The 12,915-nt window shown below is 60.4% G+C and carries 13 protein-coding genes; 9 read left to right on the top strand and 4 right to left on the bottom strand.

Annotated elements, in window-relative coordinates; all coding sequences use genetic code 11:
* Positions 1–15: 15 nt before the first annotated feature.
* From JO015_10055 to JO015_10030, 6 genes are all read left to right on the top strand, one after another.
* Entirely contained in the window at positions 16–696 is a 681-nt protein-coding gene (locus JO015_10055) for a YceH family protein (GenBank protein MBV9999443.1), read from the top strand.
* 560 nt (positions 697–1,256) lie between these two features.
* Positions 1,257–1,772 (top strand): ferritin-like domain-containing protein, encoded by a 516-nt coding sequence (locus JO015_10050; GenBank protein ID MBV9999442.1) that lies wholly within the window; start codon positions 1,257–1,259, stop codon positions 1,770–1,772.
* Positions 1,773–2,162: 390 nt separating this feature from the next.
* Positions 2,163–2,312, top strand: a complete 150-nt coding sequence (locus tag JO015_10045) for a hypothetical protein (GenBank protein MBV9999441.1) — start codon at positions 2,163–2,165, stop codon at positions 2,310–2,312.
* 73 nt (positions 2,313–2,385) lie between these two features.
* Positions 2,386–3,231 carry an aldo/keto reductase gene (locus tag JO015_10040; GenBank protein MBV9999440.1) on the top strand — a complete coding sequence of 282 codons (846 nt, stop codon included), beginning with the start codon at positions 2,386–2,388 and terminating at the stop codon, positions 3,229–3,231.
* Positions 3,232–3,277: 46 nt separating this feature from the next.
* The gene (locus JO015_10035) at positions 3,278–3,721 is read left to right on the top strand and encodes a host attachment protein (GenBank protein ID MBV9999439.1); all 444 of its coding nucleotides are present in this window, start codon (positions 3,278–3,280) and stop codon (positions 3,719–3,721) included.
* Between the two features lie 144 nt (positions 3,722–3,865).
* Positions 3,866–4,066 (top strand): cytoplasmic protein, encoded by a 201-nt coding sequence (locus tag JO015_10030; GenBank protein ID MBV9999438.1) that lies wholly within the window; start codon positions 3,866–3,868, stop codon positions 4,064–4,066.
* Between the two features lie 230 nt (positions 4,067–4,296).
* Here the strand turns inward: JO015_10030 and JO015_10025 are convergent, their stop codons facing one another.
* The 3 genes from JO015_10025 to JO015_10015 all read right to left on the bottom strand — a co-directional run bounded on the left by JO015_10025 (position 4,297) and on the right by JO015_10015 (position 6,240).
* Entirely contained in the window at positions 4,297–4,902 is a 606-nt protein-coding gene (locus JO015_10025; protein MBV9999437.1) for an isoprenylcysteine carboxylmethyltransferase family protein, read from the bottom strand.
* Positions 4,899–5,891, bottom strand: a complete 993-nt coding sequence (locus JO015_10020; protein ID MBV9999436.1) for an aldo/keto reductase — start codon at positions 5,889–5,891, stop codon at positions 4,899–4,901. Before JO015_10020 ends, JO015_10025 begins: the two co-directional genes overlap by 4 nt.
* Before the next feature lie 100 nt (positions 5,892–5,991).
* Positions 5,992–6,240: a hypothetical protein gene (locus JO015_10015; protein MBV9999435.1), complete on the bottom strand. Its 249-nt coding sequence runs from the start codon at positions 6,238–6,240 to the stop codon at positions 5,992–5,994.
* A gap of 122 nt (positions 6,241–6,362) precedes the next feature.
* On the opposite strand from JO015_10015, the gene ribB reads away from it, so the two are divergent.
* Positions 6,363–7,496: a 3,4-dihydroxy-2-butanone-4-phosphate synthase gene (gene ribB, locus JO015_10010; protein MBV9999434.1), complete on the top strand. Its 1,134-nt coding sequence runs from the start codon at positions 6,363–6,365 to the stop codon at positions 7,494–7,496.
* 152 nt (positions 7,497–7,648) lie between these two features.
* Here the strand turns inward: ribB and JO015_10005 are convergent, their stop codons facing one another.
* Complete coding sequence (locus tag JO015_10005; GenBank protein MBV9999433.1) at positions 7,649–8,650, bottom strand: aldo/keto reductase; 1,002 nt, start codon at positions 8,648–8,650, stop codon at positions 7,649–7,651.
* 55 nt (positions 8,651–8,705) lie between these two features.
* On the opposite strand from JO015_10005, the gene JO015_10000 reads away from it, so the two are divergent.
* Both JO015_10000 and JO015_09995 read left to right on the top strand, forming a co-directional pair.
* Positions 8,706–10,811 (top strand): UvrD-helicase domain-containing protein, encoded by a 2,106-nt coding sequence (locus JO015_10000; GenBank protein ID MBV9999432.1) that lies wholly within the window; start codon positions 8,706–8,708, stop codon positions 10,809–10,811.
* Between the two features lie 657 nt (positions 10,812–11,468).
* Positions 11,469–12,797 (top strand): MATE family efflux transporter, encoded by a 1,329-nt coding sequence (locus tag JO015_09995; protein ID MBV9999431.1) that lies wholly within the window; start codon positions 11,469–11,471, stop codon positions 12,795–12,797.
* The last annotated feature ends 118 nt before the right edge of the window (positions 12,798–12,915 follow it).

The raw sequence follows: 12,915 nt of genomic DNA, 5'->3' as shown, positions 1-12,915 counted from the left end.
TGCCCAAGCCGAACCATGCAGCTTACTCCCGTTGAGACGCGAATCCTGGGGTGCCTTTTGGAAAAGGAACGCATCACGCCGGAAAGCTATCCTATGACCCTGAACGCGCTGGTGGCAGCCTGCAACCAGAGCACCAACCGGGAACCGGTGGTTGGCTATGATGAGCGCACCGTCGAGCAGGGCATCGACAGTCTACGCCAGAAACAATTGGCCATGATCGTGCACACCGCCGGCGCCCGCGTTCCGAAGTACCGGCATCGCATGCCGGATCAATACGAATTGAGCACTCAGGAAACGGCGTTGCTCTGCATCTTGATGTTGCGAGGCCCGCAAACTCCCGGCGAGCTGCGTTCCCGCGCGGAACGGCTCGGCGGTCCCGCGGCGCTGTCGGAAGTGGAAGCTTTGCTGGAAGGCTTGGCCCGGGGCGACGCACCGCTTGTGCAAAGTCTGCCTCCGCGGCCGGGCCAGAAAGAGCGGCGCTATGTCCAACTGCTGTCCGGACCTTTCCAGGCCGCCGAAGTTGAGCCCTCCCGGCCTGTGCATTCACCACCGGTACCCGTTGCGCCGGGCGCTCCCCTCGAAGCGGACCGCGGCTCAGAACGGCTCGCGGCCTTGGAAGCGGAGATAAATGCGCTGAAAACGTCGTTGGCTGCGCTCCATGCGGAGTTTGCCGCTTTCCGGCGCCAATTTGAATAAGCTGCGTGTTTTTGATTTCAGGACAAGCAAGGTGCCGGCTCAGAACCGGCGGTGCCCTGGTTTGAGGGGCATTCGAACACGTCCGGGCGTTCTCGCTGGTCCGAACCTCTGCCCGGAATGTCCCTGACCTCGGGCTTCGGAACCAACCAAATGAACATGAGAGCTTGCTCGGCCGATTTTCTGACTGCATTCACTGCAACCATCCCGGCGCCTTCGCCTTCACCGATCCCGAGTCCGGACCCGAGTCCACCGTCGCCGGCACCTCCAAGCCCGGTGCCGCCGGGTCCGGCGCCGATTCCCGAACCCCCCTTACCGGCACCGCCCAGCCCGGTGCCGGCACCGGCACCGATAACGAACCCGCCGCAAATGGGGGCACGTTCTTTCCGGAGATCCGCCGGACCGGCGCCGCTGCTGTCCTGCGGGCAGCCGGAGTACGGTGATGGCCTGCCGCTCATCCGGGCATAACGCATTAAGATCGTGTTTCGGATTGGGGCGGCGGGTGAGCGCCGTCCCGAAAGTCAGACGTCCGCGCACCGGCAGTGTCGCGATCTTGCGACATCATGAAGAAGATCAAATCCGTCGATGACATTTTCCTCCATGAGCTGAAAGACGTCTACAGTGCTGAAAAACAGCTTACCCGGGCGTTGCAGAAGATGGCCAAACTCGCCTCGGACGAAAAGCTCAGCCAAGGTTTTAAAAAGCACCTTGAGCAGACCAAAGAACAAATTGCCCGGCTCGAAAAGATCTTCCAGAAGCTGGAAGTCAGTACCAGCCGGGTGCAGAAATGCAAAGGCATGGAAGGCATCATTGCCGAAAGCGAGGAAAACCTGGAGGCAGAGGTTGACGAATCGCTCAGGGATGTGTTGCTGATCAGCGCGGCCCAGCGGGCGGAACATTACGAAATCGCGTCTTACGGCACGGTGCGTGCACTCGCCGAACAATTGGGTGACAGAGATGCCGTTAAACTGCTCCAGCAAACGCTGGATGAAGAAATCGAAATGGACAAGCAATTGACTGCCGTGGCGACCGGATCCGTTAACCAACGCGCCCAGAATGCCGGCCCGGCCGAAGAATAAAAACAGGGAAAACAGGGCCAAGCCGGCCTCCCTTCGTCGAAGCACCGGTTCGGAGGAGTGCGCAGCCGTAGTTTAAGCTCCCAATTCTGATAACCCGCGGTATGATACCCGCCATGAGATGGGTGGTGGCTGTGTACGCGCTGGTGGTGACAGGTGGACTTGTCCAGGCTCAAGTGGCGTCCAGCGACTCGCCTCCGGGGGGGACTACCGCTTCCGAGCAGCAACCCCCTTCCGACTTGCTGCCCGGGGTAAGCGAGTTGCCGTCCCAACCTGACGTTCCGAGAGTCAGAACCGGCCTGGACTCGACGGCGCGCGCCGGTCATGCGTCCCGGTATCGCCGGTCGCGTCATCATGCCGCTTTTGCCTCTCCCAGGTACGCCCGGCATCGCTATGGCCGCCATTACCACCTCGCGGGAGGCCGCTCTGGTCATTTTGCTCATTATCGCCAACATCGGTATCCGGCACGGTACCGGCACAGTCTGGCTCATCGGCACCGGCACCGGCATCATTTCGTCTCATCGCCGTACGATCCGTATATGATTCCCGCTTCTTTCTACGGCCCGCCGGGACCTTACTATTGGCCGCCTTACCCTCCATTCTGACGGGTCAGCCTATGACGGACTCTGAGTCCTCGAAAAGATGCGTCTTGCCGGGCGGTGAAACGGTTCCGGCGCTGGGGCAGGGGACGTGGCGCATGGCGGAGGACCGGCGGAAACGCCGCGATGAAATCACTGCCCTCCAGGTTGGATTGGACCTTGGCCTGACGCTGATCGACACGGCTGAGATGTACGCCGACGGCGCAGCCGAGGAACTCGTGGGCGAGGCCATTGAGGGCCGGCGGGATGAGGTGTTTCTCGTCAGCAAGGTGTACCCGCACAATGCCACCTTGAAAGGCACCGTCGATGCCTGTGAACGGAGCTTATACCGCCTGCGAACAGGGCATCTGGATCTTTACCTTCTGCACTGGCGCGGTTCGGTTCCGCTGGAGGAAACCTTCGCCGCTTTCGAAAAGCTCAAGCACGATGGAAAGATCCGCCATTACGGGGTCAGCAACTTTGATGTCTCCGATCTTGAAGAGGCCTTTCGCCTGCCCCGCCTGCCTGCGATCGCCGCAAACCAGATCCTTTATAACCTCATGCGCCGGGGACCGGAGTTCGATCTGCTGCCCTGCTGCGAAATCGAGGGAATCCCGATCATGGCTTATTCACCGGTCGAGCAGGGACGTCTCCTGTCGAGGTTAAAGGGGTTGGCAAACCGGCGCGGTGTAACTCCGGCCCAGCTCGCGCTGGCCTGGCTTTTGCAGCGGCCGGAGACAATCGTTATCCCGAAGGCAGGCAACGCAGCGCACGTCCGGGAAAACCATGCCGCGCTTGCTCTGCATGTGGGCGTGGAAGACCTGGTGGAACTGAACCGCCTCTTCCCGCCACCGCAAAGCAAGGCGCCTCTGGAAATGCTCTGAGTAAACCCGACCCGCGTTCCGGCCGCGATCTCAAAATCATATGGCGTTGGCTCACCTTTTAATCGTGGCGGATCGCGGGAACGTGAAGGCGTATACGGTTCAGAAAAACCCGGCCCATGGTAGGACGGCAGTACTTGTTGACCAGCTTCAGTTCACGGAGGCGCATCAGCGTTACCAGGATCAATTGACTGATCAGGCGGGTGCTTTTCCGAAGGGTGACAGCGCTGGCCAGGGAAATGGGATCGCTGAGCGCCAGACGATGGAAACCGAAAAAGACGCGCGCCTTTTTCATCGGGTCGGCCAAGCCATCACCGAGATCGTGTCACGCCACCAACCGCTCCGATGGTCGGTGGCAATCCCGGCCGAGATCAACCCGCACATCCTTCAGCACGTCCCTTCGAAACTGCGGGAATCGCTCAGAGATAACCTGAAACACGACTACGTGAAAACTCCGGCCAGCGAACTCCTGAAACGCTTCGGGGTTGAATGACCACGGCGACCGGTCCTGGGCGCCGGGTTTTGTAAATGCCATTCTTGGGCATTCGGGTCGGACAGCCTGGCCGGTGCGCTTCGGCATTGCGGCGCGGCGTAGTCGCGTAATTTATAATGGTTTATTTCGTTTCAGGTGTTGTTTATGAACCAGTTTAAAACGTTACGGGCATCGTCGTTGTACTGTCCCAAATGCAAGGCTACACAGCCGGTCTACGAAAAGCTGTTATTGGTCCTGCCGGATCGTGAGGTGTATGATTACCTGTGCCGCCGATGCGCGACGTCGGTCGGTTCGCGCGAGGTCACCGCCGGGACGAATGCCCCGCAGGGGCTGATCCTGCCGTAAATGTCGGTGGCGGGTAACGCGTAACGCGTAGCGGGTAACGGGTTGCGGGTAGCGGGTAGCGGGTTCGACCGCACGGCGCTACGGCGAAACGCGGCAATCACGGCGGGAAGAAAAAGACTGAGCGTGACGTCCAGTATCCGGCCCTCAGGGTCAGACGCCGACCCGCACGCATTACCCATCACCCGTTACGCGCTACGCGTTACCCGTTACCCGTCACCGAGTATGTGGCATTAGATAAGCCCGGGGATGAGCGCTTTGACCCGCTGCTGGTAACGGCCGTATTCGTCACCCAGGTGTTCGCGCAGCCAGCGCTCTTCCAGGGTTAGCTTGCGGATAAACGAACCGAACAGCAGGCCGGCCCCGAGAAAGCTCTGGAGCGTTCCGATCCAGATGACGGTACCAACCAAGGCCAGGAGCAACCCGCTGTAAATGGGATGCCGGACCCGCGCGTAGGGACCGGTTTGAATCACTTGATGGCCCTGTTTCAGGGTGATGGTTGCGCTCCAGTATTTTCCAAGGTGGATCCTGGCCCACACGGTCAGACCCAGGCCGGCCCCCTGCAGGGCCACCGCTGCGATTGCGCTTTGGATCGGGGCCCGGTAGAGCAAGTGTGACCAGGGAGGCGGAAGCAACCGTCGAAGGCTCAGAAGCACGATGCCGAGGCAAAGCGGAATACGATAAGAAACCCCTGACTGCCACGATTCCGAGCGCCGGGTTCCGGCTGCCGAGCGGGCTGCCCGGAGCCAATAGATGATCCAGGCAAGCCAAAGCGCAACCGGCAGCTTGAAAAGCAACGTTTGCCGGCTGGTCACGAACCCGCCGTCCGGAACGCTCACCGGTTTACTGCCGCCATTCCTTCCTCGGCGTACCGCTCACCGGCAACCGCGCCCGGAGGAACAAGTTCCCGCAGGCGCCGGCACTCCTCCGGGGTGAGATGGACCTTCAGGGCGCCGACGTTCTCCTCAAGGTATTTGACCTTTTTGGTGCCCGGGATCGGGACGACGTCATCACCGGCTGCCAACACCCAGGCCAGGGCCAATTGCGTCGTGGTGCAGCCTTTTTCCTGCGCGACCGCGTCGAGCTGCTTGATGATCTCGACGTTCCTGGAAAAGTTTTCCGGCTGGAACCGCGGGCTGTTACGGCGCCAATCGTGCGGGCTGAGCTGATTCAGGTCCCGCAGGCCGGAGGTAAGAATACCGCGCCCGAGCGGGCTGTACGGAACGAACCCGACCCCGAGTTCACGGCAGGCAGGCAGAATTTCGGTTTCGACATCACGCGTGAACAAGGAATACTCGGTCTGGACGGCGGCAATCGGATGAATCGCGTGCGCCTCACGCAAGGTTTGGACGGAAACCTCCGAGAGTCCCAGAAACCGGACTTTGCCGGCCTCCACCAATTCCTTCATGGCCCCGACGGATTCGGCCACGGGCACCTGGGGATCACGCCGGTGCATGTAGTAGAGGTCAATCACGTTAATGCCGAGGCGTTGCAGGCTGCGGTCACAAGCCTGTTTGATGTAGCGGGGATCGTTACTGATCCCGGTCCGCTCGCCCTTTTCGTTCCAGGTATTAGCATATTTAGTGGCGATGATGACCTGGCCCCGGATAGGCTTAAGAACGCGGCCGACGAGTTCTTCGTTATGGCCCATGCCATACACATCAGCGGTATCGAAAAAGTCGACCCCCAGTTCGAGCGCCCGCTTCAGGGTCGCGACCGATTGCTCTTCATCCCGTTCACCGTAAAAGGCGGACATGCCCATACAGCCGAGTCCGAGCGGGGAGGTTGTCAATGCACCGAGCTTGCGGCGTTCTTGCGAGGTGGCCATAGAGATAGTGAAATCATGACGGAACGGGGGCAAAAAAAGACTGGCCCCGTCACGGTCATGCGACGGTTCTGGTTTTCGGACAAAACAAAAAAATTGTTAGCTAAGAGGACTTCCGTAGAGGGATGACGTCACCGGTTTTCGCGTTTCCGGGATATACAACCTCTACCCAGCCGGTATGCTCGGTTTCAGTCTCGTTGTTTAAGACGTTGCCTAAACGTTCCAGCTCGAAGTCACCGATTTCATGCGGACCTTCCCATCGGAGGTCGATGCGTGTCTTCCCGGTCTCACCGGAAACCGTAGGTTCGTTATAATTGTGGACGCTGGTCACAAGGGCCTCGGGATGTTCCATGGCTGCGGTCCTCAGCAAATTTTTGGAGGAAATCTTCACCTTTTTTCGGTCCCCGGCGGGAGGGTGGACGTCCTGAGGTTGCAGGCTTGCAAAATCGCGGCGGCTGGCCTCAGGTGGCTTGCATGAGCTTTGATCCCATTGAGGAAGTGCTCGCCGGCTTGCGCGACGGCCGGATCGTGATCGTAACGGATGACGCCGACCGTGAAAATGAAGGCGACCTGATTTTTGCTGCCGAGCACGCCACGCCGGAATTGGTGGCGTTCATGGTGCGCTACACTTCCGGGGTGATCTGTGTACCGATGCAAGGAGCGGACCTGGACCGGTTGGACCTGCCGCTCATGACCCGCACGAATCGCGAGTCGATGCGAACCGCATTTACGGTCTCGGTGGATGCGCGGGAGGGCATCAGCACCGGGATCTCGGCTGCAGACCGAGCCCGGACCATCCGGTTGCTGGCGAGTCCGGGCACGGCCGCCAAAGACTTTGTCCGGCCCGGCCACATTTTCCCGTTGCGCTTCCAGGAAGGTGGGGTGCTGAGCCGGGCCGGGCATACAGAAGCTGCGGTCGATCTGGTGCGCTTGGCCGGGCTACGCCCGGTGGGCGTGCTCGCCGAATTAACAAACGACGACGGTTCAATGGCGCGAATGCCGGACCTGATCCGGTTCAAACAGCAGCATGGCCTGAAGCTGTATTCGATCGAAAATCTGATCGCGTACCGGAGTTCGCGCGAAAAGCTGATCCGGCGCGAGGAGGTGATCCGTATGCCGACCGACTACGGACCGTTCGAGCTCTACCTTTACCGGTCCCTGATCGATGACGGCACGCACATTGCCCTGGTGCATGGCGACCTGGCCCGCAAGGATACCGCGCTGGTCCGGGTTCACCGGGAGAACAGCGTCCAGGATCTGTTCGGGTCCCGGATCGGCGATGACGCGAACGTATTACACCGTTCGCTCGAGCGTTTGGCCCAGGCCGACCCGGGCGTTCTGGTTTACCTGCGACAGGAATCGCGCGGCACGCCCACCAGCCTGCCGTTTACACACCTGCCGACCCCCGACGGGGAAGACGCGCCGCCCGCTCTCTCGAAAAAGCCGCTGCGCGAATACGGTTTGGGCGCGCAAATCCTGGCCGACCTCGGAGTCAACCGGTTGCGCCTGCTGACGGACAGCCCGAAGAAAGTCGTCGGATTGGACGGGTTCGGGCTCGAGATCATCGGGCACGTCCCCCTCCACCCGCGGGCCGACGGCGCCGGGTGAGTGGGGAATGCCACAAATGGAAAATAGTGGCGGGTAACGAGTAACGGGTGCCGGGTGTCGGGTGTCGCGTCGAGTATATGCCGCTCAGGGGTGACTTCGACGGCCCGTGCCCTTCCACCCGTTACCCGTTACCCTCTTCCATTTATGGCATTTTAATGGTTATCCGAATTGGACGGTTCCGGAGGCTTGGTGCCCATGATCTCCTCGATGCGCTCCATCAGGTCCGGGGTTAATTGCTCGGCTGCGGCGGACGCCTGCAGATTTTCTTCGAGCTGTTGGACTTTCGAAGCGCCCAGAATGACCGTGCTGACGTTGGGGTTTTTCAAGCACCAGGCGATCGCCAGGACAGACGGTTTCAGGCCGATTTTGCCGGCCAGATTACAAAATGCCTTCACCTTCTCCAGCCGCTCAGGCTTGATGATCCAGTCGCGGAGCCAGCCGTAGCTTTCCAGGCCGAGCCGGGCGTTGGACGGCAAACCCTCGTTGTATTTACCGGTAAGCAGACCGCTGGCCAGCGGCGACCAGATGGTTGTACCCATACCGAACCGGTCATAAAGCTGGGTGTATTCCCCCTCGACCTTGCCTCGTTGCAGAAGGTTATAGTAAGGCTGCTCCATGGCCGGGGGTACCAGGTTGTACTGCCGCGCCACCAAGTGCGCCTCCAGGATTTCCGCGGCGGTCCAGACGCTGGTGCCCCAGTAGAGTACCTTGCCTTGGGTAATCAGGTCGGACATGACCCGGACCGTTTCCTCGATGGGCGTTTCGGGATCGGACCGATGGCAGAAAAACAGGTCAAGGTAATCCACCTGCAGCCGCTTCAACGCAGCGTGACAAGCTTCAAAGACGTGTTTGCGGCTCAAACCGTATTGATTCGGCTTTTGCGGTTGCGGCGCCGCACCGAAAAAAACTTTACTGGATACGAGCCAGGTATCGCGTGGCCAGCCGAGTTTCTTGAGGATCTTGCCCATGACGAGCTCGGACCGGCCCGAAGCATACCCTTCGGCGTTATCAAAGAAATTCACGCCGCCCTCGTAGGCTTTGATCATCAAAGCTTCGGCGACATCGTCCGAGATCTGGTCGCCGAACGTTACCCAGGACCCCAGGGACAGTTCGCTAAGTTTAACTCCAGCCTTACCGAGTCTGCGATAATTCATACTAAGACTGCTTCACGCAAGGCGGCTGAAAGTGCAATGGGAAGAAGCCCGCACGATGGTAGGGCGGATAGAACAATGGGGGGTCTACCTTAAAGGTGGCGCCACGCAACGCGGCTCGACAGCCTCATGGTCGCTACGGTACGCTTCGGCCATCCTTATGGCGGTTTGTGTCCCTGGCCGGTTGCCAAACCACGCGAGTGACGCTGAAAAGCGCATCCATGAACTTTTGCGTCGCCATCTGGCCACCGATTGCATCGTTTACTACGAGGCAAATCTCAGGCGCCGGCACCCGGCTTTCGTCGTGATCGACCCCGGGCAGGGTCTGCTGGCGATCGACGTCCGAGGATGGCTCCCGGAAAACCTGATCGGCGGCAACCATGAGCGGATCACGGTGAAGGATCGCCAGGGACGAATTCGTTCCTGCGAACACCCGCGGCAGGAAATGCGGACTTACCTGGATGACCTCCAGGAGCGTTGCCGGCAACGTTTATGGGCGCAGCACCTCCTCCAACCCGACGACCAATTCTTTTTTCCTCTTGCTGCCTTGGCGGTGCTGTCAAACCTCACCCGTAGCCAGTTGGCTGGTTCAGGCTGGAACGCTCTCTTTTCCGCACCGGATGTGATTACCGGCGACGAATTGGAGGCGGCCTTCGGCAATCAGGCCTCAACCGGTTTGGGCCGGTTCTTCCACCCGAGCTGGCCGTTTCCGGTGATGACCGAATTTCAGGTAAAAACGCTTCGGGCAATCCTTCATCCGGAGTTGCTGATCTCGAGCCTGGGAGGTCCGGTGGCGGTCCCGTCCGCCGCCCGGGTGGTTCCTCCGGCGGAAACCGCTGTACCCGGCGTGCCATGGTTGCGGCTTGGACCGTCAACGCCGGAGAAGGCCGCGGTTGTCGATGAGATCGCCGTCGAAGTGGTCAGCGTCCCCCGGCCGGGAATGGTGGAATCCTCCGAAAAGGGTTTACTTGATTTCAGGGTGCTCGACCTGGAACAGGAACTCGCCGTTCGCGATCCGGGGTCCGGCCCCCGCCTGATGTTCGGGGCTGCCGGGTCGGGCAAAACGATCGTGCTGGTCTCGCGGGCGCGCCTCCTGGCTCAAGGAGCCGGCCGGCGCGTCCTGATAATCTGTTTCAACGTCTCGCTTGGCAGTTATCTCGAGCGTGCCCTGCACGGAGCAGGCGAGTTAATCACCGTCCGGCACTTCGATAAGCTCGCCCGTGACTACGGCGTGATTCGGCGAACCCACCCGGCGGAGCCGCAAAGCGAACTCGGCCGGCGGTTGCTGGCACGGTTCCGGATCGTCGCCCCTGAACTTCGTTATGACGCGGTATTGATCGACGAAGCCCAGGATTTTGATCCGGTCTGGTTTCGATGCGCGCGCTGCCTGCTGCACAATCCCGAGCACGGAGACCTTCTGATTGCGGGCGATGGCAACCAGGGCCTCTATGGCAGGCGGCGTACCCGTTGGAGCAGCCTCGGGTTTTCGGTTCAGGGCCGTACGCTCTACCTGCGCAAGAGTTATCGGAACGCCCGCGAGATCATGGGGTTCGCGGCGCCGTTTGCCCGGACGGAGGACTGGGAGGACGATGGGGTGAGCCCGGTCGCCGTTGACCATGCGCAAGCGGCGCGTTCAAGCGGGGTGCCGCCGGTGGTGATTCGGGCAAAGGATCGGCTCGATGAGTGCGCGCACGCCGTCGACTTGATCGCCGGTTTACTCCGGGGCAGATTCGGCACCCGGCAGCTTTCTCGTCCGCTTCGTCCGGCTGACATCGGGGTGCTGGTGCCGGCGGTGCTGCAGGATCTGACCGAAACCTTCGCCCAGTTCCGCCGTGACCTTAACGCCAAAGCCATCCCTTTTATCTGGCTGAGTAACCGGGCGGATACAGCCGCACGCACCCGGGTCAACGAGCCCGGCGTTAAGCTGCTCAACATTTTTCACGCGAAAGGATTGCAATTTAAAGCCGTGGTTTTTCTGTGGGCCGATATCCTGCCGCAGGCAGGTTGGCTTAACCGCGCACCCGAGGAACAGGAAGCCCTCTTTTATGTGGCCCTTACCCGGGCGGAAGATTACTTAGCGGTGGTGCATTCCCGAGAATCGGAGTTCGTGGCGCGGTTGCACGGTCACACGGCGGGCACAGCGGGTTTGGCGGGCACAACGTAAGAGTTCACACGGGCACACGGTCACACAGCGGGCGCAGCGAGGAGGGCGGACACGACGGAAGAGTTCACACGGCGAACACGGCGAACCACGGCGACCACGGCGGGAAGAAGGGGAACGAGTTCGGAGTTCGGAGTTCGGAGTTCGGAGTTCGGAGTTCGGAGTTCGGAGTTCGGAGTTCGGAGTTCGGAGTTCGGAGCGGCAGCATGGGGGTTGGGTGCGAGTGTCAACCTTGGAGTTGCCGCCGTGTGACCTTAATCTGTGTCAATCTGTGTAATCTGTGGATGGATCCTCTTTTCTGCGTTCTTCTGCGTGTTCTGCGGCTGATTTCTGTCTTCCCGCCGTGGGCCGCCGTGTTCGCCGTGTGAACTCAGTCGTTGTGCCCGCCACCCCCGCTGCGGCCGCCGTGTGACCGTGTGAACTCAGTCGTTATGCCCGCCAAACCCGCTGTGCCCGTGGTGTGACTGAATCCACAAGGCGGGGGACAATCGAATAACCGGCTAGAGTGCAGCGTCTTTAAACGAGTCCAAGTTACCCGGATCCTTTCCCCCTTTGGCCGAATCGACACAGAAGCAACCAGCGTCCTTTCCCGGCCAGGCAGAACCAGCGGGAAAGGATCCCAACTCACGTGGTGATCCGGGCAAGATCATCCGTCTGGCCGTGCCCATCAGTCTGGAGTCGGTCTTCCAGATGGGTTTCAACTTTGTCGATCAGATAATCGTTGGCTATCTGGGTGCAGGTGCGGTGGCCAGCGTCGGATTATCGAACAGTATCGCTTCGATTGCGCTGTTGCTGTATGCGTCGGCGGGTGTTGGTGCCGGGGTGATGGTGGCTCGGGCGTTCGGACGCAAAGACATGGACGAGGTGTCGCGTGTCGCGATGGCAGGCCAGGTGCTTTCGGGCATCCTCGGGCTGTTCACGGCGATTAGCTTCGTCGCGCTTTCCCAACCCATTCTCCAATTGGTGGGCGCAGATGCGCAGCTGGCTGAGGACGCCAAAAGCTACTTCCAACTGTACGCCATCTCGACGGCGCCGATGATCCTGAGTTCGGTCACGAGCGCCGTTTTCCGGTCATTGGACGATTCCCGAACGCCGATGATCATCACCGGCAGCGCCGTCGCGCTGAATACTGCGCTCGGCTTTATGCTGGTCCTGGGGTTCGGACCCGTCCCGAAATTCGGCGTGGCAGGGGCTGGGCTGGCGACGCTGATTTCACAGAGCTGCCGGTGCCTGGCGTTGATGGCGATTCTTTATACGGGCAAAAAGGAGCTGACCTGGTTGTGGCCGGGACGAGGTTCGAAAATCATCGCGACGGGCCGGAAACTTGTCCGGCTCACCGCACCAATTGCGTTGTCGGAAGTTCTTTGGGGTACCAGCACGTTTATTTATACGGTCGTTTTTACGCGTTTGGGCACCACCGCGCTGGCGGCCAGCCAGGTCTCAATGTCTCTGGAAAACGTCTTTATCGTGGTTTCAGCCGGCTTTGGTCCCGCTGCGGTGGCCGTTATCGGCCAGGCTTTAGGCGTCGGCTCGGTCAAAGCCGCCAAAGCCAGCGCCTGGCAGACAATCCGATTCGGCCTGATCACCGCCGTGGTGCTCGGCGTGTTGTACGCCGCGTCCAGCACGCTGTTGCCGGTGCTTTACCCGAAAGTCGGCAAGGATGTTCTGCAACTGGCGTTCTGGGGGGTGATCCTGATGGCCACAACGCAGCCGGTCAAAGTTCTCAGCAGCGTGCTCGGCAATGGCGTGCTCGCCAGCGGCGGCGACACCCGCTTTGTCCTCATCGGCAATCTCGCGGGTACGTACGCGGTTGGGTTGCCGGCCGCGATCGGGCTGGGACTGCTTGCCCCTTTCGGATTTTACGGCATTTTCGCGGCGAAAATCCTGGAGGAAGTGGTAAAGATGACCTGCTTCCTTGTCCGGTTTCAAACCGGGCGCTGGTACAAAAGCGCCCTGAAGGAGGCCAGGAAAAAAGAGGAAGAACCATGATGGACTTGCCGAAGGACGCAAGGCGTGGGCTGAAGATGACAGCCGGTCGCAGGTGCGCCTTCTTTGGACATCACCGCTTTTGCGCTTTGATGCTGCAAGACCGGCCGACAAGAAGGAG

Source organism: Verrucomicrobiota bacterium, from assembly GCA_019247695.1.
Taxonomy (GTDB): domain Bacteria; phylum Verrucomicrobiota; class Verrucomicrobiia; order Chthoniobacterales; family JAFAMB01; genus JAFBAP01.
This window is presented reverse-complemented; position numbering and strand designations above follow the sequence as displayed.

Coding starts and splice junctions, on each gene's coding strand:
- JO015_10040 (MBV9999440.1), top strand. CDS start 2,386: ATGACGGACTCTGAGTCCTCGAAAAGATGCGTCTTGCCGGGCGGTGAA.
- JO015_10015 (MBV9999435.1), bottom strand. CDS start 6,240: ATGGAACATCCCGAGGCCCTTGTGACCAGCGTCCACAATTATAACGAA.
- JO015_10020 (MBV9999436.1), bottom strand. CDS start 5,891: ATGGCCACCTCGCAAGAACGCCGCAAGCTCGGTGCATTGACAACCTCC.
- JO015_10050 (MBV9999442.1), top strand. CDS start 1,257: ATGAAGAAGATCAAATCCGTCGATGACATTTTCCTCCATGAGCTGAAA.
- JO015_10055 (MBV9999443.1), top strand. CDS start 16: ATGCAGCTTACTCCCGTTGAGACGCGAATCCTGGGGTGCCTTTTGGAA.
- JO015_10005 (MBV9999433.1), bottom strand. CDS start 8,650: ATGAATTATCGCAGACTCGGTAAGGCTGGAGTTAAACTTAGCGAACTG.
- JO015_10000 (MBV9999432.1), top strand. CDS start 8,706: ATGGTAGGGCGGATAGAACAATGGGGGGTCTACCTTAAAGGTGGCGCC.
- JO015_10045 (MBV9999441.1), top strand. CDS start 2,163: ATGGCCGCCATTACCACCTCGCGGGAGGCCGCTCTGGTCATTTTGCTC.
- JO015_10030 (MBV9999438.1), top strand. CDS start 3,866: ATGAACCAGTTTAAAACGTTACGGGCATCGTCGTTGTACTGTCCCAAA.
- ribB (MBV9999434.1), top strand. CDS start 6,363: ATGAGCTTTGATCCCATTGAGGAAGTGCTCGCCGGCTTGCGCGACGGC.